General features: G+C 39.6%; 25 protein-coding genes. 23 read left to right on the top strand and 2 right to left on the bottom strand.

Annotated elements, in window-relative coordinates; all coding sequences use genetic code 11:
* Positions 1–64 precede the first annotated feature (64 nt).
* From guaB to guaA, 4 genes are all read left to right on the top strand, one after another.
* Positions 65–1,528, top strand: a complete 1,464-nt coding sequence (guaB, locus tag ACJ7Z2_RS08580) for an IMP dehydrogenase (protein ID WP_409500016.1) — start codon at positions 65–67, stop codon at positions 1,526–1,528.
* A gap of 93 nt (positions 1,529–1,621) precedes the next feature.
* Positions 1,622–2,278: an HAD family hydrolase gene (locus ACJ7Z2_RS08575; RefSeq protein ID WP_409500015.1), complete on the top strand. Its 657-nt coding sequence runs from the start codon at positions 1,622–1,624 to the stop codon at positions 2,276–2,278.
* Positions 2,279–2,449: 171 nt separating this feature from the next.
* Positions 2,450–4,216 carry a DUF262 domain-containing protein gene (locus ACJ7Z2_RS08570; protein WP_409500014.1) on the top strand — a complete coding sequence of 589 codons (1,767 nt, stop codon included), beginning with the start codon at positions 2,450–2,452 and terminating at the stop codon, positions 4,214–4,216.
* A gap of 9 nt (positions 4,217–4,225) precedes the next feature.
* Positions 4,226–5,797: a glutamine-hydrolyzing GMP synthase gene (gene guaA / locus ACJ7Z2_RS08565; RefSeq protein ID WP_409500013.1), complete on the top strand. Its 1,572-nt coding sequence runs from the start codon at positions 4,226–4,228 to the stop codon at positions 5,795–5,797.
* Positions 5,798–5,957: 160 nt separating this feature from the next.
* Here the strand turns inward: guaA and ACJ7Z2_RS08560 are convergent, their stop codons facing one another.
* The gene (locus tag ACJ7Z2_RS08560) at positions 5,958–6,353 is read right to left on the bottom strand and encodes a YhcB family protein (protein WP_006248128.1); all 396 of its coding nucleotides are present in this window, start codon (positions 6,351–6,353) and stop codon (positions 5,958–5,960) included.
* A gap of 298 nt (positions 6,354–6,651) precedes the next feature.
* On the opposite strand from ACJ7Z2_RS08560, the gene rplM reads away from it, so the two are divergent.
* The 7 genes from rplM to ACJ7Z2_RS08525 all read left to right on the top strand — a co-directional run bounded on the left by rplM (position 6,652) and on the right by ACJ7Z2_RS08525 (position 12,021).
* Positions 6,652–7,080 carry a 50S ribosomal protein L13 gene (gene rplM, locus ACJ7Z2_RS08555; protein WP_006251543.1) on the top strand — a complete coding sequence of 143 codons (429 nt, stop codon included), beginning with the start codon at positions 6,652–6,654 and terminating at the stop codon, positions 7,078–7,080.
* A 16-nt stretch (positions 7,081–7,096) separates the two neighbouring features.
* Positions 7,097–7,492 (top strand): 30S ribosomal protein S9, encoded by a 396-nt coding sequence (rpsI, locus tag ACJ7Z2_RS08550; protein WP_006249344.1) that lies wholly within the window; start codon positions 7,097–7,099, stop codon positions 7,490–7,492.
* A gap of 99 nt (positions 7,493–7,591) precedes the next feature.
* The gene (yaaA, locus tag ACJ7Z2_RS08545; protein ID WP_409500012.1) at positions 7,592–8,368 is read left to right on the top strand and encodes a peroxide stress protein YaaA; all 777 of its coding nucleotides are present in this window, start codon (positions 7,592–7,594) and stop codon (positions 8,366–8,368) included.
* On the top strand, positions 8,368–8,931 hold the full coding sequence (locus ACJ7Z2_RS08540; protein WP_126301982.1) for an ABC transporter ATPase: 564 nt from the start codon (positions 8,368–8,370) through the stop codon (positions 8,929–8,931). Before yaaA ends, ACJ7Z2_RS08540 begins: the two co-directional genes overlap by 1 nt.
* A gap of 8 nt (positions 8,932–8,939) precedes the next feature.
* A complete protein-coding gene (locus tag ACJ7Z2_RS08535) occupies positions 8,940–9,845 on the top strand; it encodes a cation diffusion facilitator family transporter (protein WP_409501130.1) in 906 nt (301 codons plus the stop codon).
* Positions 9,845–10,597: a Zn-ribbon-containing protein gene (locus ACJ7Z2_RS08530; protein ID WP_409500011.1), complete on the top strand. Its 753-nt coding sequence runs from the start codon at positions 9,845–9,847 to the stop codon at positions 10,595–10,597. Before ACJ7Z2_RS08535 ends, ACJ7Z2_RS08530 begins: the two co-directional genes overlap by 1 nt.
* Positions 10,598–10,695: 98 nt before the next feature.
* Positions 10,696–12,021 carry an L-cystine transporter gene (locus ACJ7Z2_RS08525; RefSeq protein WP_154704380.1) on the top strand — a complete coding sequence of 442 codons (1,326 nt, stop codon included), beginning with the start codon at positions 10,696–10,698 and terminating at the stop codon, positions 12,019–12,021.
* A 59-nt stretch (positions 12,022–12,080) separates the two neighbouring features.
* Here the strand turns inward: ACJ7Z2_RS08525 and ACJ7Z2_RS08520 are convergent, their stop codons facing one another.
* Positions 12,081–12,740, bottom strand: a complete 660-nt coding sequence (locus ACJ7Z2_RS08520; protein ID WP_126301985.1) for an NAD(P)H-dependent oxidoreductase — start codon at positions 12,738–12,740, stop codon at positions 12,081–12,083.
* 226 nt (positions 12,741–12,966) lie between these two features.
* Here ACJ7Z2_RS08520 and pheS point away from each other — a divergent pair, with 226 nt between their 5' ends.
* The 12 genes from pheS (at position 12,967) to yciH (ending at position 23,844) form a co-directional block, all read left to right on the top strand.
* On the top strand, positions 12,967–13,950 hold the full coding sequence (gene pheS / locus ACJ7Z2_RS08515; RefSeq protein ID WP_409500010.1) for a phenylalanine--tRNA ligase subunit alpha: 984 nt from the start codon (positions 12,967–12,969) through the stop codon (positions 13,948–13,950).
* A gap of 47 nt (positions 13,951–13,997) precedes the next feature.
* Positions 13,998–16,385: a phenylalanine--tRNA ligase subunit beta gene (gene pheT, locus ACJ7Z2_RS08510; protein WP_409500009.1), complete on the top strand. Its 2,388-nt coding sequence runs from the start codon at positions 13,998–14,000 to the stop codon at positions 16,383–16,385.
* 57 nt (positions 16,386–16,442) lie between these two features.
* Positions 16,443–16,739: an integration host factor subunit alpha gene (locus ACJ7Z2_RS08505; protein WP_409501129.1), complete on the top strand. Its 297-nt coding sequence runs from the start codon at positions 16,443–16,445 to the stop codon at positions 16,737–16,739.
* 38 nt (positions 16,740–16,777) lie between these two features.
* Positions 16,778–17,299 (top strand): NlpC/P60 family protein, encoded by a 522-nt coding sequence (locus tag ACJ7Z2_RS08500; RefSeq protein ID WP_006251185.1) that lies wholly within the window; start codon positions 16,778–16,780, stop codon positions 17,297–17,299.
* A gap of 15 nt (positions 17,300–17,314) precedes the next feature.
* Complete coding sequence (gene degS, locus ACJ7Z2_RS08495; RefSeq protein WP_409500008.1) at positions 17,315–18,358, top strand: outer membrane-stress sensor serine endopeptidase DegS; 1,044 nt, start codon at positions 17,315–17,317, stop codon at positions 18,356–18,358.
* A gap of 8 nt (positions 18,359–18,366) precedes the next feature.
* Entirely contained in the window at positions 18,367–19,041 is a 675-nt protein-coding gene (cmk, locus tag ACJ7Z2_RS08490; RefSeq protein WP_409500007.1) for a (d)CMP kinase, read from the top strand.
* 92 nt (positions 19,042–19,133) lie between these two features.
* A complete protein-coding gene (gene rpsA / locus ACJ7Z2_RS08485) occupies positions 19,134–20,801 on the top strand; it encodes a 30S ribosomal protein S1 (protein WP_409500006.1) in 1,668 nt (555 codons plus the stop codon).
* Between the two features lie 128 nt (positions 20,802–20,929).
* Positions 20,930–21,211, top strand: a complete 282-nt coding sequence (locus ACJ7Z2_RS08480) for an integration host factor subunit beta (protein WP_006248556.1) — start codon at positions 20,930–20,932, stop codon at positions 21,209–21,211.
* Between the two features lie 36 nt (positions 21,212–21,247).
* Complete coding sequence (locus tag ACJ7Z2_RS08475; RefSeq protein ID WP_172595351.1) at positions 21,248–21,535, top strand: LapA family protein; 288 nt, start codon at positions 21,248–21,250, stop codon at positions 21,533–21,535.
* 3 nt (positions 21,536–21,538) lie between these two features.
* Positions 21,539–22,747 (top strand): lipopolysaccharide assembly protein LapB, encoded by a 1,209-nt coding sequence (lapB, locus tag ACJ7Z2_RS08470; protein WP_409500005.1) that lies wholly within the window; start codon positions 21,539–21,541, stop codon positions 22,745–22,747.
* Between the two features lie 10 nt (positions 22,748–22,757).
* The gene (gene pyrF / locus ACJ7Z2_RS08465) at positions 22,758–23,450 is read left to right on the top strand and encodes an orotidine-5'-phosphate decarboxylase (protein WP_006248559.1); all 693 of its coding nucleotides are present in this window, start codon (positions 22,758–22,760) and stop codon (positions 23,448–23,450) included.
* 82 nt (positions 23,451–23,532) lie between these two features.
* A complete protein-coding gene (gene yciH / locus ACJ7Z2_RS08460; RefSeq protein ID WP_409500004.1) occupies positions 23,533–23,844 on the top strand; it encodes a stress response translation initiation inhibitor YciH in 312 nt (103 codons plus the stop codon).
* Positions 23,845–23,901: the final 57 nt, after the last annotated feature.

Below are 23,901 nucleotides of genomic sequence, written 5' to 3'. Positions count from 1 at the left end.
TAATCCGCTCGCAATTTTCCAGTACAGATTTTTCAAATTAATCATTTTTAAAGGAATAATTGCAATGCTACGCATCAAACAAGAAGCCCTGACTTTTGACGACGTTTTACTCATTCCAGCCCACTCCACGGTGCTTCCTAATACTGCCGACCTTTCCACTCAATTAACCAAAACCATTCGCTTAAACATTCCAATGCTTTCTGCGGCAATGGATACCGTGACCGAAACCAAGCTGGCAATTTCCCTTGCTCAAGAAGGTGGTATTGGTTTTATCCATAAAAATATGTCGATTGAACGCCAAGCTGACCGTGTGCGTAAAGTGAAAAAATTTGAAAGTGGCATTGTGTCTGAACCGGTAACCGTTTCTCCTGATATGACCTTAGCCGAATTAGCCGATGTAGTGAAAAAGAACGGTTTTGCAGGCTATCCGGTGATTGATGAACAGCAAAATTTAGTGGGTATTATTACCGGACGAGATACCCGCTTCGTCAGCGATTTAAGTAAAACCGTGCGTGAGTTTATGACACCGAAGGAGCGTTTAGTCACGGTAAAAGAAGGGGCAACCCGTGAGGAAATTTTCCATTTAATGCACGAACACCGTGTAGAGAAAGTGTTGGTAGTAAACGATGAGTTTCGCTTAAAAGGAATGATTACCTTAAAAGACTACCAAAAAGCCGAAAGCAAACCGAATGCGTGTAAAGATGAGTTTGGTCGTTTGCGTGTTGGGGCAGCGGTGGGTGCCGGCCCGGGCAATGAAGAACGCATTGACGCTTTAGTTAAAGCCGGTGTTGATGTGCTATTGATCGACTCTTCACACGGGCATTCTGAAGGCGTATTACAACGTGTGCGTGAAACCCGTGCCAAATATCCGGATTTACCGATTGTTGCCGGTAATATCGCCACCGCAGAAGGGGCAATTGCCTTAGCTGATGCCGGTGCCAGTGCGGTGAAAGTAGGCATTGGTCCGGGTTCAATTTGTACCACTCGAATTGTTACCGGCGTAGGTGTGCCACAAATCACGGCGATTGCAGAAGCGGCTGCTGCTCTTAAAGATCGAGGCATTCCGGTGATTGCTGACGGCGGGATTCGTTATTCAGGCGATATTTCAAAAGCGATTGCTGCCGGTGCAAGTTGCGTAATGGTCGGCTCAATGTTTGCCGGCACAGAAGAAGCCCCGGGCGAAATCGAACTTTATCAAGGCAGAGCTTTTAAATCTTACCGTGGAATGGGGTCATTGGGTGCAATGAGCAAAGGATCCTCAGACCGCTATTTCCAATCCGACAACGCCGCCGATAAACTCGTCCCGGAAGGCATTGAAGGGCGTATCGCTTACAAAGGCTATTTGAAAGAAATTATCCATCAACAAATGGGGGGCTTACGCTCCTGTATGGGCTTAACCGGCTGTGCCACTATTGAGGAACTCCGCACCAAAGCTGAATTTGTCCGCATTAGTGGGGCTGGGATCAAAGAAAGCCACGTCCACGATGTGGCGATTACCAAAGAAGCTCCAAACTACCGTATGGGCTAACTTTGCTGGGGCGAATCATATTCGCCCCAATATTGCTCATTACAAATTTTTGCCCAAATTTAACCGCTTGCAAACAGGCACAGAGGATAAACTATGCTCCAAGCTATTATTTTCGATATGGACGGTGTGATTGTCGATACCGAATATTTGGAATTTTCCTTACAAAAACAGTTTATTGACGACATCAAAGAACACAAACGCCCGATTACTTTAGAACAACAATCGGAAGTGGTGGGTAAGTGTTTAAAAGAAATTCCGGTGGTTATCAAAAAACTAAGCGAATCCAGCTTGCCGATTGAAGAAATTCGTGAGCGTTACTACGCCTTTTTCCAAGATCTGTTTAGCAAAGTGGATTTTAAAACCATTTTCAGAGCCGATATTCAGCAGATTATTCAATTTGCTAAGCAACATCACATTAAACTTGCGGTTGCCTCTTCTTCCGCCCTTTCGCATATTGAGAATATTCTCACGATTTGCGGCATTAAAGACGAATTTGACTTGATCGTCAGCGGTGAACAGTTTGAACACAGCAAACCAGACCCGACTATTTACCGCTACACCTGCGAAAAATTAGGCGTTGAGCCACAAAATGCGGTGGCGATTGAAGATTCCTACTACGGAATGCTTTCTGCCAAAACCGCCGGCTTAACGGTGATTGGCTACGAAGAAAAACGAATGCTGATCGACCAAAGTTTAGCGGATTATATGGGCAAAGATATGAACGAGATTTTGGCTATTATTCAGGAATAACATTGTGCTTAAAAGCAGCAAAGACTGTACTTTTGAGATATCATAATTACCTTCAACCGCTCACTTTTAGGCAAAACTTATTAGCCTAGATTAGGCATAAATCTTATATGTTATAGTGACCTATTAACTCACCTTTTACATATAGGGCTCATTTATATTAGGAGTAAAACTATGAAATTTGCAGCTTATCCAAGAAATATTAGAGACATTCTTTCATTACCTAGACAACATGTGATTCCAAGATATCAAAGAGAATATTCTTGGGAAAAATATGAACAAGTTTCAGAATTTTGGAATGACTTATTAAAACAAATCAACTTTAATGAAACTCCTATAATAGTAAAAGACTATTTTATTGGCTCATTAGTACTAATCGGAGATGACTCTAGAGATACTACGTTTTTTGTTATTGATGGGCAACAAAGGATAACTACAATTACAATACTTCTATCTGTACTTTGTGAAATAGGAAACGAAATCTATAAGAAAACTAGTGTAGAGGATTATAAAGCATTTTCTGATTTATGTTATTCTTTTATCGAGGGAACCAATAATGAAACTTTTAGTAAGTTTTTTAAACTTGATAACGAAACTCCAAAACCATTTTTTCAGAAAAAAATCTTATTCATAGATAAGGATAAAAAAATAAAGCCAGAAACAATTGAAGAAAAAAGATTAAATGAAGCATATGATTTCTTTTATGAAGAAATAGAGAATAATTTATTATCTAAGGATTTTAAAAATTCTCAATTAGAGTTCTTAAGAGCAATATTTAACCAGGTTATGAGGTTTCAAACAGTATATATTACTGTAGATAACCGTGAGAATGCTCAAACAATTTTTGAAACATTAAATACAAAAGGAAAAGATTTAGAGCCTATTGATTTAATTAAAAACAAGATATTCGAAATACTTTCTGATGAACATCCTAATGACTTAGCAAAGGAGTATTGGGATAAAATTAAATTTAATTTAAATTCTCGAGAAGAACAAGTAAATTTGTCAGAGTTTTTCTATCATTTTTGGATATCAAAGTATGAGGCTATACCTAATCATAAAATATATGATTCTTTTATGAATTCTGCTATAGAAAAAAACAAAGATGGGATTACTAAGTTTTTAAGAGAATTGTTAAGTGCCTCTGAAACTTATATTCAAATAATTTCTCCTCAAGAAAACGATTGGAAACAACAAGAAGAGAAAAAGTTGTTAAATTCATTAAAATGGTTGAGTATATTTAGTAAAATAAATAATTTAAAAATACCTAGAACGTTTTTATTGGCTTCCTTGACAAAATATAAAGAAAAAAAAGTTAATGTTCATGATTTGTCTAATTCTTTACATAAAGTAGCACTATTTCATTTAATATTTTCAGCTATAACCTCTACAAGGCTATCGGGATTAGAGAAAACATATTCTAAATTTGCTAGGGATATTTTTAGTATCAAGGATAGAGCAGATGCAAGAAATGTATTAGATATAGTTGATGAACGACTAAAAACAAAATTAAAGGATATTTCTTATCCTGATTTTGAGAGAAAATTTATTGATATAAAGTATTCAAACAAAATAACAAAGGATAAAAGATTGATACAATTAATATTTTCCATTATAGAAGATGAGATTTTAAAAAACACACAAGAGTTGAAAGTTAATCTCATTAGTTTAGAACACATATACACTCAGCAGAAGAATACATCTTGGTCTCATAACATAGGAAATATTATACCTTTATCAAAGGAATTAAATGAAGAATGTAAAGATTATTCTCTTAAAGATAAAATGCCAATTTTTAAAAACTCTGAACTTAAGCAAGTGTTAGGTTTTTGTGAGGAATTTAAATATACGGATGAATGGACAGAAGAATTAACTAATAAACGTGCTAAGAATTTAGCAAACACTATTTTTACGCACGTTTCTAATATATTGAATAAATAGAGAAACAAGATGAAAAACATCCACCACCACAAAATTTTAATTTTAGACTTTGGTTCACAATATACTCAGTTAATTGCACGCCGTGTGCGGGAAATTAGGGTTTACTGCGAGCTTTGGGCTTGGGACGTGACCGAAGCGCAAATTCGTGAATTTAACCCAACGGGGATTATTCTCTCTGGCGGGCCGGAAAGTACCACTGAGGCAAACAGCCCACGAGCGCCGGAATATGTGTTTAACGCAGGTGTGCCGGTGCTAGGTATTTGCTACGGAATGCAGACAATGGCGATGCAACTGGGCGGTTTGACTGAAAATTCCGATCACCGTGAATTTGGATATGCCTCGGTGAATCTCAAATCTGCCGATCAACTTTTTGCAAATTTAAACGATGATTTAACCGCTTGCGAGCCCAAATTGGACGTTTGGATGAGCCACGGCGATAAAGTCACCAAATTGCCACCGCACTTTACCATCACAGGCGTTACCCCAACATGCCCGATTGCTGCAATGTCGGACGAAAACCGCCGTTTCTATGGCGTGCAGTTCCACCCCGAAGTAACCCATACCAAACAAGGCTTGGCGTTGCTGAAAAACTTCGTGGTCGGCATTTGCGGCTGCGAAACCAACTGGACGGCAGAAAACATCATTGAAGATGCCGTTAAACGCATTCGTGAGCAAGTGGGCGATGACGAGGTGATTTTAGGCTTGTCGGGCGGGGTGGATTCCTCCGTCACCGCACTGTTATTACACCGTGCCATCGGCAAAAAACTGCACTGCGTATTTGTAGATAATGGTTTGCTCCGCTTGAACGAAGGCGATCAGGTCATGGAAATGTTCGGCAACAAATTCGGCTTGAACATTGTGCGAGTGAATGCGGAAGATCGTTTCTTGGAAGCGTTAAAAGGCTTAGACGAACCGGAAGCCAAACGCAAAACCATTGGCAAAGTGTTTGTGGACGTGTTTGATGACGAAAGCAAAAAACTCAGTTCAGTCAAATGGCTTGCCCAAGGCACGATCTACCCTGATGTGATTGAGTCCGCCGCCAGCAAAACCGGCAAAGCCCACGTGATTAAATCGCACCACAATGTTGGCGGCTTGCCGGATTATATGAAGCTCGGCTTAGTCGAACCATTGCGTGAACTGTTTAAAGACGAAGTGCGTAAAATCGGCTTGGCACTCGGCTTACCAGCTGAAATGCTCAACCGCCACCCGTTCCCCGGCCCCGGCTTAGGCGTGCGTGTGCTGGGCGAAATTAAAAAAGAGTACTGCGATTTACTGCGTAAAGCCGATGCGATCTTCATCGAAGAACTGCACAAAGCCGACTGGTACTACAAAGTCAGCCAAGCCTTCACCGTGTTCTTACCGGTGAAATCGGTGGGTGTAATGGGTGATGGACGCAAATATGACTGGGTTGTCAGCCTGCGTGCGGTGGAAACCATCGACTTTATGACCGCCCACTGGGCGCACTTGCCGTATGATTTATTAGGTAAAATCTCCAATCGCATTATCAACGAAGTCAATGGCATTTCCCGTGTGGTGTATGACGTGAGCGGAAAACCGCCTGCGACGATTGAGTGGGAATAACTCTTACAAAATAGGCTTCTTATAACCTAAGTTCAGTATCTAAAGCTGAAAAATGTTGTTAACTGCTTAATGTAGCGGTTTAGAATAAAGGATTGATTCCAACGGAATCAATCCTTAAACTAAGTGTCTTTTAGTAAAACTAAATATTCAATTTTTAGTTTTATGATTTCAGTAAGCCAGATGAACCTTCGGAATAATCTCTAGGTTGATCTTCTTCCGTTTTTTCTGCCGGAATAGGTAACTTGGTTTGTTGGAAAAAGGTAATATTTTTTGATGCTTCTGGTAATAGCTTTTCAGAGCTTTGTGCTAAATGGGTATAAAGCTTTTTATAATCAGAAGCTAAACTTGAAAGTAATTGGGCTGATTGCTCAAAGTGTTGTTCAAGTTTTTGTTTTTGCTCATCCACTTGAGTTTTGGTTTGCTTCAACTCTTTTTCCAGTTCATGCTGTTTTCTGACACTACTGTTAAATACTCTAACTAGAGTGCAACCTATTACAGCTCCTACAATAAATGCTGCCATAATGGCTGCCCAAACATCTGTTGTCCATTGTTCCATCATAAACTCCTTATGTTTTAGTGATTGATTACTGCTATTTTTAACATTTCAGTTTTTATTTGAAAAGCTCCAAATGATTAAAATGTGATATAGGTTCAATTTTGAAAGATTATCCGCAAAAAACGTTAGATTTTTGAGTGAAATCTCTGTATAATTTCGCCACCCTGTTTTTGTGTGGTTTTTCCCGCTACACAAGTTTGGTCTGAATCAGACTCGAAGGGGTCGGGTTCACCGTAAAATAATAGGAAATACCTCAATGAGGTATTGGGTTTTAAACTTTAAATTTGGTATTTAATTAATGAAAACTTTTGTAGCAAAACCAGAAACAGTACAACGTGACTGGTATGTAGTAGATGCGACGGGTAAAACATTAGGTCGTTTAGCGACTGAATTGGCACGCCGTCTTCGTGGTAAACATAAACCTGAGTACACTCCACACGTTGATACCGGTGATTACATCATCGTGATCAATGCAGACAAAGTAGCAGTAACAGGTAAAAAACAAACTGACAAAATCTACTACTGGCACACTGGCTATGTAGGTGGCATCAAAGATGCAACCTTCAAAGAAATGATTGCTCGTCGTCCTGAAGCTGTGATTGAAATCGCAGTGAAAGGTATGTTACCAAAAGGTCCACTTGGTCGTGAAATGTTCCGTAAATTAAAAGTTTACGCAGGTTCAGAACACAACCACCAAGCACAACAACCACAAGTTTTAGATATCTAATTCACGGAGCATAAAAATGACAGCAGCAAATCAAAACTACGGCACAGGTCGCCGCAAAAGCTCTTCAGCCCGTGTATTTATCAAACCGGGTTCAGGTAACATTACTATCAACCAACGTTCACTTGAAGTTTACTTCGGTCGTGAAACAGCTCGTATGATCGTACGTCAGCCGTTAGAATTGGTTGAATTAACTGATAAATTAGACCTTTATATCACTGTTAAAGGTGGTGGTATTTCTGGTCAAGCGGGTGCAATCCGTCACGGTATCACTCGTGCATTAATGGAATACGATGAAACTCTACGCCCAGCACTTCGTGCAGCAGGCTTCGTTACTCGTGACGCACGTCGCGTTGAACGTAAAAAAGTGGGTTTACACAAAGCACGTCGTCGTCCACAATACTCAAAACGTTAATTTTCTTTTCGTTTTCAAGAAGGCAGGGTTTCCTGCCTTTTTTGTTTTTATGACTGTGGTAGAATAACCGCCCTGATTAACTATTTGATAGAGGCATTTATGTTAGCCATTATTTCCCCTGCCAAAACCCTTGATTTTGAAACCAATATTGACGGTTTTGCATTTTCTCAACCAAATTTGACCGCTTGTAGCCAAGAGTTAATTGATATTTGTAAACAGCTTTCACCTGCCGAAGTAGGAAGTTTGATGTCAATTAGCGATAAATTAGCCGCTCTAAATGTCGCTCGCTTTGCCGAGTGGCAGTTTGAGCATAACCAACAAAACTCTAAAGCCGCCATTTTTGCTTTTAAAGGCGATGTTTACACAGGATTAGATGCAGAAACGCTAACTAAAGAGCAGGTTGAATATGCCCAGCAACATTTGCGTATGCTTTCAGGCTTGTATGGTTTATTAAAGCCGCTCGATTTAATGCAGCCTTATCGTTTAGAAATGGGAACTAAGTTGGCAAATCCGAAGGGCAAAGATCTTTATGCGTTTTGGGGTAATATTATTACTGAACACTTGCAGCAAGCGATTGATGAACAGGGCGATAATATTTTAGTTAATCTTGCCTCTGATGAATATTATGGTGCAGTTAAGCCGCAAAATCTGAATGCAACTATTATCAAACCGGTGTTTTTAGACGAAAAAAACGGCAAATATAAAGTCATCAGTTTCTATGCGAAAAAAGCCCGTGGAATGATGGTTCGCTTTATATTAGAAACCCAACCGACTAATATCGAACAACTCAAACAGTTTAACTACGGCGGCTATTGGTTTGATGCGGATAGTTCTAGCGAAAACGAGCTGGTCTTTAAGCGCGAGGAACAGGCATAATGTCGGCTATCAAAAAGGGGATAGTTTTCGTTGCGTTCTCGTTGGCCGGGTGTGCAACCAATGTCTCACAATTTGCTATGCCCGATGTTGTTCGCTTTGGGCAGGATAATTTTGTGAAAGTTACGCACAGCCAAATTGACGAAATGCAACATTTGCTTTACTTGCCCGAAAACAGTGAGAAAAATCCGGAAAATTGGCAAAAAGGGATTTTATTTTTCCTAGATAAAAACAGTAAAAATCAAACTTTAGAGCAACGAGCCGCATTCCGCCAAGCCGGTTTTGTCAAACAGCCGAACATAAAAGCAGAGGTTGTTATCGAACAAAATGAATTACGCAGTGGTGTGATTTACCCACCGACAGAACGCTTTAATGATGTGATGTTGGAAGTAACCCGTGGGCGGAATTTAGCTTGTGGTTATGGCCAGATACAATTTGCAGATAAACGAGAAGTCGGAAAGGCGGTTGCAAAAAAATTGCCAAATTTGACCGCTTACAGTCACGAAATCGCCAGACTTTCTCTTGAATTTAACCAACTTGCTTGGCAAGTCCAATGCAGTAAATAATGCAGTTAATGAACGAAAAATACAGTAAATTAGTTAAACGAGCCGCAAATTTAGCGATTATTGTTGCGATCTTGCTTATTGTGATTAAAGCCTTTGCGTGGTGGAAAACCGGCTCGATTTCAATCTTGGCAGCAATGACGGACTCGGTAGTAGATCTGTTTGCTTCGCTGACTAATATTTTGGTGTTGCGTTTTGCGTTGCAACCGGCAGACGAGAATCACGCCTTCGGACACGGCAAAGCGGAATCTTTAGCGGCACTTGCTCAAAGTGCCTTTATTTCCGGCTCGGCGGTTTTCCTGTTGCTACAAGGTTTCCATAAACTCACCAATCCGGAATTAATTGCTCAATCTGATATTGGGGTAATTGTGAGTATTGCTTCCATTGTGATCACTGCACTTTTAGTCTTTTATCAACGTTATGTTGTCACACTCACGAAAAGTCCGGCGATTGAAGCGGATTCATTACATTACCAAACTGATTTATTAATGAACGCAGCAATTTTAGTGGCAATGTTGCTCAATAGTGCCGGCTTTGTATATGCCGATGCGGTTTTTGCGATTGGCATCGCTCTTTACATCGCTTTCAATGCGGTAAAAATGTTTTGGTGTGCGGTACAAACTTTGCTAGACCAAGCCTTGCCCGATGAAGAAATTGAACAGATAAAACAGATTGCTTCGCAACACCCGAACATTTTAGGCATTCACGATATTTTAACTCGCCGTGCCGGTGCGGTGCGTTTTATCCAACTGCATTTGGAATTAGACGATCACTTAACCCTGCTAGTGGCTCACGAGATCACCGATAGTCTTGAGCAAAAATTACTGGCGGCATTTCCGATGTCTCACGTGATTATTCATCAAGAGCCGACTACGGTGGTCAAACAAGAATTTCAAGATATGGCGGAGAATATTTAATGTATCAGGCGATAGTGCATTTCAGCTATCATAATTTTGAGCAAGATCCGGTGACGGCAATCAGCCAAGTCTTAAATCAATGGTTATATAACGGGCAAGTCATTGGCAGAGAAATGCCGATTACCTTTCATCAAAACGAGTTTCAAGCTCGGGTTTGTGTGCCGACACAAGAAAGCTTGTTGCCACAATATAATAGTGATGAAGTGAATGAAGCGTTGCAACAAGCGGTCGAAATCGGCGTAAATTTTGCAAGTTTTGAGCTTGTCGGGCGAGATTATCAGGGCGAAGAAAGCAGTCATAACCGATCGCCAGCGTTTCAAATATTATATACCACCCATTTAGATACCTGCTCGCCACTCTATGATGGAGAGCAGTTTGCTCCAATTCCGCTTTATCATTTGCAAGATCAGCCTCTCAGCGAAGCGATATTGGAATGGCAGCAAAATTGGCAAGCGTGCGATCTGCTGCAAATGAACGGCAATGTGCTAGAGTGCCACGCACTTGCTCAAATTAGCGATGAAACAAGCGATCTTGCAATGATCGGTCGAGATCTATGTCAGCAAATTGAGCAGAGAACCCACATTCCCACCTTTTATTACCTCTACCGTTTAGGGCGTGATGAAAGTGAATATCAACGCAAATGCCCTTGTTGTGGCGGAGAATGGAAATTAACTGAGCCGTTGCACGATATTTTCCATTTTAAATGTGAGCCTTGCCGTTTGATTTCGAACCTGAGCTGGGAGTTGTTATAACTTTTGGTTATAATCAAGTAACAAATTGTCTTGAATTAATGCGATAAGAGGAATAATCTTATCGCATTTTTACTTTGTGCAGTTATGTTGGAGGCTCTGTGTTTATTCTTAACTTAGCTATTTTTGTAGCAATTTTATTTTTGTTAGCCAAAATCTATCAATCTACTCAAAAACTCGGGCAAACCGTGTTTATCGGCTTAGTGTTGGGGCTTGCAAGCGGTGCTTTTTTGCAAACTTTTTACGAGAAAGCAACCGTTGATGCCACACTTGATTGGATTAACTTAATCGGCAGCGGCTATGTTCGTTTGTTACAAATGATCGTAATGCCATTGGTGTTTGTCTCTATTTTATCGGCAATTACCCGTTTAAAAGAGGCAGGATCTTTAGGCAAAATCAGTTTTAGTGTACTGTCTGTGCTATTAGTAACCACTGCGATTGCAGCGGCGATTGGTATTGCGTTAGTGTATCTGTTTGATTTATCTGCCGAAGGGTTGGTTGCCGGTTCTCGTGAGCTTGCTGCTCAAGAGAAAGTGGTAGGGCGTGCGGAGCAGGTGAGCAACTTATCTGTGCCTGCAATGTTGCTTTCTTTCATTCCGAAAAATCCGTTTTTAGAATTAACTGGGGCAAACCCAACGTCGATTATCAGCACGGTTATTTTCTCGGCTTTATTAGGCATTGCTGCACTGAGCTTAGGCAAAGAAGATAAAGCGTTGGGCGAACGTATCGCACAAGGTGTGGAGACCTTAAATAAATTGATTATGCGTTTAGTCCGTTTTGTGATTCGCTTAACCCCTTATGGCGTATTTGCGTTGATGATCAAAATGGCAGCAACCTCTCAATGGAGCGATATTGTAAACTTGGGTAGCTTTATTGTGGCATCATACATTGCGATTGGTTTGATGTTTATTGTGCACGGCATTTTACTCTTTGTGGCAAAAATCAATCCGTTTGATTACTACAGAAAAGTATTGCCGACACTAAGTTTTGCCTTTACTTCTCGTTCCAGTGCGGCAACCATTCCGCTGAATATTGAGACGCAAACCAATAAATTAGGTAATAACAGTGTGATCGCCAACTTTTCTGCAACCTTTGGGGCAACCATCGGGCAAAATGGCTGTGCGGGAATTTATCCGGCAATGTTGGCGGTGATGGTCGCTCCAACAGTGGGAATGGATCCGTTTAGCTTAAACTATATTTTAACCTTAATTTTAGTGGTGGCAATTTCCTCATTTGGTATTGCCGGTGTGGGTGGTGGTGCAACTTTTGCAGCGATTGTGGTGCTATCAACCTTGAATCTGCCAATTGAATTAGTGGGCTTACTCATTTCAGTTGAGCCGATTATTGATATGGCTCGCACCGCCTTAAACGTGAATGGTGCAATGGTGGCGGGCACATTAACCAATAAATGGGTGAAAGCCGAGTAGTCAAAACTAAAGATATAAAAATGGGCGATTAATTCGCCCGTTTTTATAAGTTAAGGGGATTATTCAATCCACGCAATCACTTCTTCGGTAGGTTTGCGGGATTTTTTCTTAATTTCTTTGTTGCGATAGCCAAAAGTTATCATACAAGACACACCATATTCGTTTAGGTCAAATAAGCCTTCGTCCGATAAAATTTGGTTTACGGTATCGTAATGAAAACCTTCAATCGGGCAAGAGTCAATACCAATCAGAGCCGCACCGGTCATCATATTACCTAATGCAATATAGGTTTGCTTGGTACTCCAATCAAATATTTCACGTTCGCTGAGTAATTTCATATCTTCTTCTTGGAACGATTTATAACGCACTAATGAGGCTTCAATCTGCTCATCGGTTAAGCCACGCTTAGCTAACATATCACGCATATATGGGGTGTTATAACGAACATTCTTTTTAGTTAAAATGACGACTAAATGGCTCATTTCTTCCATCGGGTGCTTAATTCCCCACGAAACAGGAGCAATTTTCTGACGGATTTCTGGGTTTTGCAGCACTAAAAATTTCCACGGTTCAGAACCGACAGAGCTTGGCGAGAGACGTCCGAGTTCCAAAATATAATCCATATCTTCTTTGCTGATTTTTTTGTTTGGGTCGTAACTACGGCAAGCGGCACGGAAGTGAAAAGCATCTAAAACTTGCTGTTTGCTAATGTTAAACATCGTTTTTCCTTTTATAAGTGAAATAAGTAGATTAATGATAACTTGATTTAGAGCAGAATGCGAATTTCACGCCTGTTAATTTGCAAAAAATTAGGAAAAAATGACCGCTTGTTTAAAATTGCTTTACCTTAAAAATCAATCATTTAACGAATCCGTTGATTTACTTTTTTTTGCTAAAGTATTATCATCTCTGCAATTTTAAATCAGTAAAACTTTAGAGGATAGAATGCAAAACTTAGAGGGTTTAGTTGCTCAGGCAGTTGAGGCTGTTAATGCAGCAAACGATATTGCCACATTAGAAGCGTTAAAAGTGGAATATTTCGGTAAAAAAGGTCACTTTACTGCCTTAATGCAAGGCTTGCGTGACGTGCCAGCAGAAGAAAGGCCGGCGGTTGGGCAAAAAATTAATGACGCCAAACAAATTGCACAAAACGCACTAAATGAGAAGAAAGAAACATTAGAAATGGCAGAGTTAAATGCAAAACTAGCCAACGAAAGCATTGATGTTTCACTTCCGGGGCGTAAAACCGAACTAGGTGGTTTACACCCGGTTTCTATTACCATTGAACGTGTGGTGAAATTTTTCTCTGAATTAGGTTTTACGGTGGCAAACGGGCCTGAAATTGAAACCGATTACTATAACTTCGATGCTTTAAACATTCCGGCTCATCACCCGGCTCGAGCGGATCACGATACATTTTGGTTCGATGCTAATCGTTTATTAAGAACTCAAACTTCCGGCGTGCAAATTCGTACAATGGAAAATGTAAAACCGCCTATCCGCATTGTAGCACCGGGGCGTGTATATCGTAACGACTACGACCAAACTCACACACCGATGTTCCACCAAATTGAATTATTATATGTGGATAAAAAAGCGAACTTTACCGAGTTAAAAGGCTTAATTCACGATTTCCTCAAAGCATTCTTTGAAGAAGATTTACAAGTGCGTTTCCGCCCATCATTCTTCCCGTTCACCGAGCCTTCTGCGGAAGTTGACGTAATGCGTCAAAACGGTAAATGGTTGGAGGTGCTTGGTTGCGGTATGGTACACCCGAACGTGTTACGTAATGTAGGAATTGACCCTGAAGAATATAGCGGTTTTGCTGTGGGTATGGGGGTCGAGCGTTTAACGATGTTGCGATACAATGTCACGGATTTACGTTCATTCTTTGAAAATGACTTACGTTTCTTAAAACAATTTAAGTAATACAAGCGGTTAAAAATTTAGAAAATTTTACAAATAGGATAGAAATAATGAAATTCAATGAATCTTGGTTGCGTGAATGGGTAAACCCTGCAATTAGCACAGAGCAATTATGCGACCAAATTACCATGTTAGGTTTAGAAGTTGACGATGTAGAGCCGGTAGCGGGTGCGTTTTCAGGCGTGGTTGTAGGTGAAGTGGTAGAATGTGCCCAGCACCCAGATGCCGACAAATTACGTGTGACTAAAGTGAATGTTGGCGGAGAGCGTTTATTAGATATCGTATGTGGGGCACCAAACTGTCGTCAAGGTTTAAAAGTGGCTTGTGCCGTTGATGGTGCAGTGCTACCAGGAGATTTCAAAATCAAGAAAACCAAATTGCGTGGTCAGCCTTCAGAGGGGATGTTATGTTCTTACTCAGAACTAGGGATCAAAGAAGATCACAGCGGTATTATTGAATTGCCGGCTGATGCACCTATCGGTCAAGATTTCCGTGAATATTTAAATTTAAATGATGTGGCGATTGAAATCAGCCTCACACCAAACCGTGCAGACTGCTTAAGCATTGCCGGTATTGCTCGCGAGGTGGGGGTGATTAACCGTGCTGATGTGAAAGCACCGACCATTACAGAGGTGAAAGCCACGATTTCAGATAAAGTTTCAGTGGAATTACAAGCACCGGAGGCTTGCCCTCGCTATTTAGCCCGTGTGGTGAAAAATGTAAATGTCAAAGCGACATCGCCACTGTGGCTGCAAGAAAAATTACGCCGTTGTGGCATTCGTTCAATTGATCCAATCGTTGATATTACTAACTTAAGCCTTTTAGAGTTAGGACAGCCAATGCACGCCTTTGATGCAGCGAAAATTGAAGGCGGCATTCAAGTGCGTATGGCAAAAGACGGTGAAGAATTGGTGTTGTTAGATGGCACAACCGCTAAATTACAAGCTAATACCTTAGTGATTGCTGATAGCAAAGGGGCATTGGCAATGGCAGGTATTTTCGGTGGCGAAGCCAGCGGGGTGAGCGAGAATACGAAAGATGTGGTGTTAGAGTCTGCATTTTTTGCTCCGTTAGCGATTACCGGTCGCGCTCGTCAATATGGGTTACATACCGATGCATCACACCGTTTTGAACGTGGAGTTGATCCAGAGTTAACTCGTCAAGCAATGGAGCGTGCAACGGCATTATTACTGGAAATTTGCGGCGGTGAAGCAGGTGAAATTGTAGAAGCCGTGAGCCAAGAAAATCTACCAAAACGCAATACTGTCACGCTTAGACGCAGTAAATTAGATTCGGTGATTGGTCATCATATTAACGATGAAACGGTAACTGATATCTTGACCCGCTTAGGCTTGAACGTCACATTTGCTGAGAACAGTTGGACGGCAGTTGCTCCAAGTTGGCGTTTTGATATTGAAATCGAAGAAGATTTAATTGAAGAAATTGCTCGAATTTACGGTTATAACAGTATCCCGAATAACTCGCCGCTGGCTCATTTAACGATGAAAGGTACGCCGGAAAAATTACTTGAAGCAAACCGTATTCGTATGGCATTGGTAGATAGTGATTACCAAGAAGTGATTACTTATAGCTTTGTTGATCCGAAGAAACAGTCACTATTGCACCCGCAACAAGAAGCGTTGATTTTGCCAAACCCGATTTCAAGTGAAATGTCGGCAATGCGTGTTTCCCTTTTAACCGGTTTATTGGACACTATCGTGTATAACCAAAGCCGTCAGCAAAACCGTGTGCGTATTTTTGAGGCAGGTTTACGCTTTATTCCGGATAACAATGCGGAATCAGGTGTGCGTCAAGAATTTGTTTTTGGTGCGGCGATTGTGGGCGATAAACGTCCGGTCCATTGGGAAAATAAAGCAGAAGCGGCTGATTTCTTTGATTTAAAAGGCGATATTGAACGTATTCTCTCTTTAACCTCTATTCGTCACGATTTGCAATTTGTTGCAAAACAGTTCCCAGCATTACACCCGGGGCAATCAGCGGCGATTATGCTGGATGGCAAGGAAATTGGTTTTATCGGTACTGTTCACCCATCAATCGTGCAAAAATTGGGTATCAAAGGTAAACCGATTGTATGTGAAATTCTAGCCTCAGCCATTGCAGAGCGTCCGGTGACACAAGCGGGCGAAATTTCTAAATTCCCTGCAAATAACCGTGATATTGCTGTCGTGGTAGATGAAACTGTTCCAGCCGGTGAGGTGCTAGAGGCTTGTCGTAAAGCTGGTGGGAATAAATTAGTAGCACTCAATTTATTCGATGTTTACCGTGGTGCGAATTTAGAAAGCGGTAAGAAAAGTTTAGCTATTAGCTTAACGGTTCAAGATAATGAAAAAACATTAGAAGAAAATGAAATCAATGCGGTAATTCAAGCGGTATTAGCTGAATTAGCAACACGTTTCAATGCGGTACTTCGTGATTAATCAGTAAAATATGGCTGATTTATTTTATCAGCCATAACAATAAACTAAGGATAAATGATGGCGCTTACCAAGATTGAAATTGCAGAAAACCTGATTGAAAAATTTGGGTTAGAAAAGCGTGTAGCGAAGCAATTTGTTGAATTGTTCTTTGAAGAGATCCGATCCTCCCTGGAAAATGGTGAAGAAGTGAAATTATCTGGTTTTGGTAATTTTTCACTGAGAGAAAAAAAAGCTCGTCCAGGAAGAAATCCTAAAACGGGGGAAAATGTGGCTGTTTCAGCCCGTCGAGTAGTAGTTTTTAAAGCTGGGCAAAAATTACGAGAACGTGTTGAGCAAGCTAGCTACCAATCATAGGGGCAGTTATCTTAGTTAGATTTAATGTGGAGTAATAAATGAAATTAACCAAACGGTGGCTTTCCTTAGGTTGTTTGTTAGCTACTACAGCGATGTTAGTGGCTTGTTCAAGTTCAGATACAACCTCTAAGTCTCAAGTAAAAAGTAAAGTTTATCGTTCAATATACCAATCAGACCTTTCTGATCCTATTATGGCAATTAGTCGATTAAGTGAACACCAACACGAATGGAAAGGCACTCGCTATCGTTTAGGTGGCAATAGCAAGGCTGGCATCGACTGTTCTGGTTTTATGCAAGTCACTTTTAAAGATCTTTTTGGGATAGATTTGCCGAGAACCACCACAGAGCAGGCTAAGGCTGGTGAGCGTATATCCAAAGACGAATTGCGTACAGGTGATTTAGTTTTTTTCAAGACAGGGCGTGGTCCAAATGGGAAACACGTTGGTGTTTATGTAAAAAATGGGCAATTTCTTCACGCCTCAACAAAGGGAGGGGTGATTTATTCTGATTTGGATTCGCCATATTGGTCTAAGGCTTTCTGGCAGGCTCGTCGTTTATAATTTAGGGTAACATACATGCTGAAAAAAATCGGACAAGCGGTCATATTTGGACTTTTTTGTGCAATTTTAATTTTGTTTGTAGCTCCAATTATTCAGAGTAAAGGGAGTTCGTTTTCATTATCAGCATTCACTCAAAAAGAGATTGTAAGCTACAATGCAGCGGTTAAAATAGCCTCCCCCGCAGTCGTTAATGTATATAGCCGAAATTTTAGTTCTGAAAATGAAACATTTGAAGTTAAGAATTTAGGTTCGGGTGTGATTATGAGTAGTGATGGCTATATTTTAACTAACAGGCATGTGATTGAAGATGCGGATCAAATCGTGATTGCTTTGCAAAACGGTGCTATTTCGACTAATGTAAAATTAGTCGGCGATGATTCTTTAACTGATTTAGCTGTTTTAAAAATTGAGGGTGAGAATTTACCTACTATTCCACAAAATCTGGAGCGCAAACTACAAATTGGCGATGTGGTGTTGGCAATTGGTAATCCTTTGAATTTAGGACAGAGCATTACGCAAGGGATAGTCAGTGCTATTGGGCGAAAAACCTTAACAGAAAGTGGTAGACAAAATTTTATTCAGACAGATGTTTCCATTAATCAAGGGAACTCAGGTGGTGCTTTAATTAATACTGCTGGTGAGCTAATAGGTATTAACACTTTGCGTTTTGGGAAAAATACGAATGAATTATCAGAGGGCCTAAATTTTGCGATTCCCATTAATCTGGCGAATCAGATTATGAGTAAGATCATTAAAGATGGCCGAGTTATTCGTGGCTATTTTGGGGTAAGTACAGATTTGCTTGACACCGCAAAAATGCAAGGTTATGAAAAAGGGGTGATCATTGCTAATGTAGATAAAAATGGGCCAGCCGCAAAAGCGGGGATTCAAGCAGGTGACTTAGTGCTTAAAGTCGGAGATATTGAGGCATTCTCTCCTTCTCAAATGATGGAAGAGCTTGCTGAAATGAAACCTTATACTACAGTAAAAGTATTGGTTCAACGTGATGAACAATTACTTAACTTTGATGTAACTATTACTGAGTTACAGACTCAATAGGGTAGAAAATGAAAAAAATAGTGATTACAGTTGATGGGCCGAGTGGTGCAGGTAAAGGAACGTTATGTCATGCATTGGCTGAAAAATTAAGGTTTGATTTTTTAGATTCAGGTGCTTTATATCGAATTACTGCATTAAGTGCAGTTAAAAAAGGAATTGCACTTGATGATGAGGCTAAATTAGCCGAAGTAGCCCGTTACCTCGATATTCAGTTTTTGCCTGAAAATGGCGAAATTAGAGTAATTTTAGACGGAGAAAATGTCGGCGACCAGATCCGCAGTGCAGAAGCTGGGCAAAACGCATCGAAAGTGGCTGCGTTTCCTCGGGTTCGAGAGGCATTGTTAGAACGTCAAAGGGCCTTTAGTACAGAAAAAGGACTTATTGCTGACGGCAGAGATATGGGGACAGTTGTCTTTCCTGATGCTCAAATTAAGCTGTTTTTAGATGCAAGTGCCGAAGAACGCACAAAAAGACGTGTAAAACAGTTGCAAGAAAAGGGATTTAATGCTAACTTTGACGAGATTTTAGCTGAGATAAAAGAACGTGATTTTCGCGATAGAAATCGTGCGGTTGCACCTCTTGTTCCGGCTAAAGATGCGTTGCTTTTAGATTCAACGCATTTATCCATTGAAGAGGTGATTAACCAAGCGTTAAATCACATCTCTCAATACATTAAATTTTAGTTTGTCGGCTTTACACAGGAATTGTTTAGCTTTTATTACCAACCCCGTTTAACAGGACGTTAGATGGATGTTTATTTTTAAGAAGATTTATTATGTCAGAATTATCGTTTGCTCAACTACTTGAAGAATCATTTGCAGCTACACCACGTTTAGGTGATGTTGTTAAAGGTACTGTTGTTGCTATCCAAAAAGGCTTAGTTATTGTTGATACAGGTTTTAAATCTGAATCTGCAATTGATGCCTCAGAATTTACTAACGCTCAAGGTGAATTAGAAGTTCAAGTGGGTGATGAAGTTGATGTTGTTCTTAAAGCTGTAGAAGACGGTTTTGGTGCAACAGTAGTTTCTCGTGGTGATGCAAAACGTAACGAAGCTTGGATTGCTTTAGAGAAAGCATTTGAAGAACAAGCTACAGTTATCGGTTTCGTAAATGGTAAAGTAAAAGGCGGTTTCACTGTTGAATTAAACGGTGTTCGTGCGTTCTTACCAGGTTCATTAGTTGATACTCGTCCGGTTCGTGATTCTTTAAACTTAGAAGGTAAAGAGTACGAATTCAAAGTAATCAAATTAGATCAAAAACGTAACAACGTAGTAGTATCTCGTCGTGCTGTTATCGAAACAGAAAGCAACCAAGATCGTGATGCTGTATTAGCAAACTTAGTTGAAGGTTCTGAAGTTAAAGGCACAGTTAAAAACTTAACTGACTACGGTGCATTCGTAGATTTAGGTGGCGTTGACGGTTTATTACATATCACAGATATGGCTTGGAAACGTGTTAAACACCCAAGTGAAGTGGTTAATGTAGGCGATGAAGTTACTGTTAAAGTATTAAAATTTGACAAAGACAAAACTCGTGTATCATTAGGCTTAAAACAATTAGGTCAAGATCCTTGGGCTGTAATTGCTGAAAGCCACCCGGTAAACAGCAAATTAACTGGTAAAGTAACTAACTTAACTGACTACGGTTGCTTCGTTGAGATTTTAGACGGTGTTGAAGGTTTAGTTCACGTTTCAGAAATGGACTGGACAAACAAAAATATTCACCCATCTAAAGTGGTTAATGTAGGTGATGTAGTTGAAGTAATGGTACTTGAAGTTGATGAAGAACGTCGTCGTATCTCATTAGGTTTAAAACAATGCAAAGCAAACCCTTGGGAACAATTTGCGGCAACTCACAGCAAAAATGATAAAGTATCAGGTAAAATCAAATCAATTACTGACTTCGGTATCTTTATCGGTTTAGAAGGTGGTATTGACGGTTTAGTTCACTTATCTGACATTTCTTGGAATGTTTCAGGTGAAGAAGCAGTTCGTAACTACAAAAAAGGTGATGAAGTAGAAGCAGTTGTTCTACAAGTTGATGCAGTAAAAGAGCGTATCTCTTTAGGTATCAAACAATTAGAATCTGATCCTTTCACAAACTTTGTAGATGCTACTAAAAAAGGTGCAATCTTAACAGGTAAAGTTGTAGAAGTTGATGCTAAAGGCGTTAAAGTTGAATTGGAAGGCGGCGTTGAAGCATTTATTCGTGCAAACGAAGCAACTGCTGAGCGTGTAGAAGACATCACTTCTGTTATTTCTGTTGGCGATTCAATCGAAGCGAAATATACCGGCGTTGATCGTAAATCTCGCGTAGTTAACTTATCTGTTCGTGCAAAAAACGAAGCTGAAGAATCAGCAGCAATTGCACAAGTGAACAAAGAGGAAGTTGTTGTACCTAATGCATTTGCTGAAGCTTTCAAAGCAGCTAAAGGCGAATAATTAGTATAGACTAATTTAAAATGGGTATGTTTTGAACATACCCATTTAAACTTAGAAATGCCATTTTGAATGCTTATTTTCATAATAAATGATTATTCAAAATAGAATTAATTTTTGGTAGAAATAATATGACTAAATCTGAATTAATTGAGAGTTTAGCATCTAAAAATCCAAGTTTACCAATTAAAATGGTGGAGCATTGTGTAAAAGAGCTTTTAGAGCAGTTAACGGCTACTTTAGAAGAAGGTGAAAGGATAGAAGTAAGAGGATTTGGTAGTTTTTCTCTACATTATCGGCAGCCGCGTTTAGGTCGTAATCCCAAAACAGGAGAAAGTGTTCTTTTAGGCGCTAAATATGTACCACATTTTAAAGCAGGTAAAGATCTAAAAGAGAGAGTTGATTTGCTTTAAGTCTTATTAATTCAATAATCGCAGTAAGGAGATTATATGATTAAGTATATTTTAGGTATTTTAATTGTGATTGCAGTTATTATTGTCGCTGTTACGATTGGTGCCAATAATGATCAACTTATCACCTTTAACTATATTTTTGCTCAGAGTGAATTACGCTTATCAACGTTAGTTGCGATTTTATTTGGCTTGGGATTGATTCTTGGTTGGTTGATAACGGGTATTTTTTACTTAAAAATTAAGCTTCAAAACGTTGCTTTAAATCGTCGTGTAAAACGCCAAGCTCAACAAATAACTGAATTAACGACTCCAAAGGCTGAATAATCAATGCTTGAATTATTGTTCCTTTTATTGCCTATTGCAGCACTATATGGCTGGTATATGGGGCAACGTAGTGCAAAGAAGGATCAAGAAACCGTTAGTAACAAGTTTTCTCGTGAGTATGTTACGGGATTAAATTTTCTTTTATCTAATCAGCAGGAAAAGGCGGTGGATCTTTTCCTCTCTATGTTACAAAAACAAGAATCCGAAAATCATATTGCATCTGAATCCCAATTTGAAGCGGAGTTAACCCTAGGTAATCTTTTCCGTTCAAGAGGTGAGGTAGATCGCGCCTTACGTATTCACCAAACATTAGTGAATAGCCCTCATTATTCATTTGATCAAAAATTATTAGCAAAACAGCAATTAGCTAAAGACTTTATGGTTGCAGGTTTCTATGATCGTGCAGAAAATTATTACATTTCATTAGTTGATGAACCTGAGTTTGCTAAATATTCTTTATCACAGCTTGCTGTTATTTATCAAAAAACCAGAGAATGGAAAAAAGCGATTAATGTTGCAGAAAAACGGCTTAGAATAGAGCCAGATACAGATAAAATACCGCTTTCACATTTTTATTGTGAATATGCGCAAGGAGTTAAATTTGATGATAAAGCGGCATTTATTGAATCCTTAAATAAAGCGTTAGAATATTATCCTCAATCCACTCGAGCTTCTATAATGTTAGGTGACTTCTATTTAGAAGAGGGAGAATATCTAAGAGCATTAAGCTATTTCGAGCAGATTCTTGTGCAAGACCCTGATTATATTAGTGAAGTGCTTGGACGAATTAAGCAAAGCTATATGGCTCTTGAGGATTTAAATGGCTATGAATTATTTCTCATTCGAGCAAACCGAGTAAAACATAATAGTAGTGTAGATATTGCTTTAACTGAATTTATTGAAGAAAAAGATGGTATCAATGCTGCACATTCTAAACTATACCAGCAGTTGAGTACTTATCCGAATTTAATTACTTTTCACCGCTTTATTCGCTATCAAGCAGATTTTGCGGAGGAAGGAAATGGTAAAGAAAGCTTAGTTTTATTACATAATATGGTGGGAAATCAGATAAAACGCAGCTTCCAATATCGCTGTTTGAATTGTGGTTATCAAAGTTATCGCTTAATGTGGCAATGTCCTTCTTGTAATCAATGGGAAAAAATTAAGCCGGTACAAAGTATCGAAGGTTTATTCAATAAAGAAAGAATCTGAGGAATTGAATATGAACAATAAAGTAATTGTTGCGTTAGACTATGAAACTGAACGTGAAGCATTAGAATTTGTGGATTTAGTCGATCCGTCGCTTTGTCGTTTAAAAGTAGGCAAAGAAATGTTTACAACCTTAGGCACAAATTTTGTCAAACAATTACACGAACGTAAATTTGATGTATTCCTTGATTTAAAATATCATGATATTCCAAATACGGTTGCTCGAGCAGTACGTTCTGCTGCTGATCTTGGTGTGTGGATGGTTGACTTGCATGCTTCTGGTGGTTTAGCCATGATGGAAGAGGCAAAGAAAATTTTGGAGCCTTATGGCAAAGAGGCACCATTATTAATTGCAGTGACGGTTCTAACCAGTATGGAAGATTTGGATTTGCTTCAAATAGGTATTAATGCTTCGCCGATGGAACAAGTTATTCGTTTAGCACATTTAGCACAACGGGCTGGTTTAGATGGCGTGGTATGTTCTCCACAAGAAGTTGAGGTATTACGTACCCATTGTGGTCAAGATTTTAAATTAGTGACTCCAGGAATCCGACCAAAAGGAACAGATTTTGGTGACCAACGCCGAGTGATGACACCAAAACAAGCAGTAGAAACAGGCTCAGATTTTTTGGTTATTGGTCGTCCTATTACCCAAGCTCAAGATCCGCTTGCGGTATTAAAATCTATTAACCAATCTATCAGTTAATTCATTGCATTTTTAATGAAGGCGGAAAAATTTCCGCCTTTTTTAATCAAACAAGCGGTTATTTTTGAGGAAAAATTTGTAAATGACATTAGTCTATTCAACGGAAACAGGCAGAATAAAGCCCGAAGTAATAAAAGAAGAACGCCCTAAAGGGGATGGTATTGTGCGCATTCAACGTCAAACAAGTGGTAGAAAAGGGAAAGGTGTTTGCCTCATTACCGGTCTTGATTTAGAGGATAAAGCCTTAAATTCTCTTGCTTCAGAGCTTAAACGTAAATTGGGTTGTGGTGGCTCATTTAAAGATGAAGTAATTGAAATCCAGGGCGATAATCGAGAATTCATTAAGCAAATCTTAGAACAGAAAGGTTTCAAAGTGAAACTGGCAGGTGGTTGAGTTTTAAACAATTATCAGCTGGCAGCTTTTAAATAACTTCATTTTATTTGAAACTTC

Origin of the sequence: Mannheimia glucosida (assembly GCF_046267875.1) — a bacterium.
Lineage (GTDB): Bacteria > Pseudomonadota > Gammaproteobacteria > Enterobacterales > Pasteurellaceae > Mannheimia > Mannheimia glucosida.
This window is presented reverse-complemented; position numbering and strand designations above follow the sequence as displayed.

Excerpts from the sequence above, each read along its gene's own strand:
- degS (WP_409500008.1), top strand. The coding sequence starts at position 17,315 with ATGCTGAAAAAAATCGGACAAGCGGTCATATTTGGACTTTTTTGTGCA.
- ACJ7Z2_RS08540 (WP_126301982.1), top strand. The coding sequence starts at position 8,368 with ATGTCGGCTATCAAAAAGGGGATAGTTTTCGTTGCGTTCTCGTTGGCC.
- ACJ7Z2_RS08535 (WP_409501130.1), top strand. The coding sequence starts at position 8,940 with ATGAACGAAAAATACAGTAAATTAGTTAAACGAGCCGCAAATTTAGCG.
- ACJ7Z2_RS08475 (WP_172595351.1), top strand. The coding sequence starts at position 21,248 with ATGATTAAGTATATTTTAGGTATTTTAATTGTGATTGCAGTTATTATT.
- yaaA (WP_409500012.1), top strand. The coding sequence starts at position 7,592 with ATGTTAGCCATTATTTCCCCTGCCAAAACCCTTGATTTTGAAACCAAT.
- ACJ7Z2_RS08500 (WP_006251185.1), top strand. The coding sequence starts at position 16,778 with ATGAAATTAACCAAACGGTGGCTTTCCTTAGGTTGTTTGTTAGCTACT.
- ACJ7Z2_RS08560 (WP_006248128.1), bottom strand. The coding sequence starts at position 6,353 with ATGGAACAATGGACAACAGATGTTTGGGCAGCCATTATGGCAGCATTT.
- ACJ7Z2_RS08570 (WP_409500014.1), top strand. The coding sequence starts at position 2,450 with ATGAAATTTGCAGCTTATCCAAGAAATATTAGAGACATTCTTTCATTA.
- ACJ7Z2_RS08575 (WP_409500015.1), top strand. The coding sequence starts at position 1,622 with ATGCTCCAAGCTATTATTTTCGATATGGACGGTGTGATTGTCGATACC.
- ACJ7Z2_RS08530 (WP_409500011.1), top strand. The coding sequence starts at position 9,845 with ATGTATCAGGCGATAGTGCATTTCAGCTATCATAATTTTGAGCAAGAT.
- lapB (WP_409500005.1), top strand. The coding sequence starts at position 21,539 with ATGCTTGAATTATTGTTCCTTTTATTGCCTATTGCAGCACTATATGGC.
- ACJ7Z2_RS08505 (WP_409501129.1), top strand. The coding sequence starts at position 16,443 with ATGGCGCTTACCAAGATTGAAATTGCAGAAAACCTGATTGAAAAATTT.
- rpsI (WP_006249344.1), top strand. The coding sequence starts at position 7,097 with ATGACAGCAGCAAATCAAAACTACGGCACAGGTCGCCGCAAAAGCTCT.
- rplM (WP_006251543.1), top strand. The coding sequence starts at position 6,652 with ATGAAAACTTTTGTAGCAAAACCAGAAACAGTACAACGTGACTGGTAT.
- pheS (WP_409500010.1), top strand. The coding sequence starts at position 12,967 with ATGCAAAACTTAGAGGGTTTAGTTGCTCAGGCAGTTGAGGCTGTTAAT.
- pheT (WP_409500009.1), top strand. The coding sequence starts at position 13,998 with ATGAAATTCAATGAATCTTGGTTGCGTGAATGGGTAAACCCTGCAATT.
- guaB (WP_409500016.1), top strand. The coding sequence starts at position 65 with ATGCTACGCATCAAACAAGAAGCCCTGACTTTTGACGACGTTTTACTC.
- ACJ7Z2_RS08480 (WP_006248556.1), top strand. The coding sequence starts at position 20,930 with ATGACTAAATCTGAATTAATTGAGAGTTTAGCATCTAAAAATCCAAGT.
- ACJ7Z2_RS08520 (WP_126301985.1), bottom strand. The coding sequence starts at position 12,740 with ATGTTTAACATTAGCAAACAGCAAGTTTTAGATGCTTTTCACTTCCGT.
- cmk (WP_409500007.1), top strand. The coding sequence starts at position 18,367 with ATGAAAAAAATAGTGATTACAGTTGATGGGCCGAGTGGTGCAGGTAAA.
- rpsA (WP_409500006.1), top strand. The coding sequence starts at position 19,134 with ATGTCAGAATTATCGTTTGCTCAACTACTTGAAGAATCATTTGCAGCT.
- guaA (WP_409500013.1), top strand. The coding sequence starts at position 4,226 with ATGAAAAACATCCACCACCACAAAATTTTAATTTTAGACTTTGGTTCA.
- yciH (WP_409500004.1), top strand. The coding sequence starts at position 23,533 with ATGACATTAGTCTATTCAACGGAAACAGGCAGAATAAAGCCCGAAGTA.
- pyrF (WP_006248559.1), top strand. The coding sequence starts at position 22,758 with ATGAACAATAAAGTAATTGTTGCGTTAGACTATGAAACTGAACGTGAA.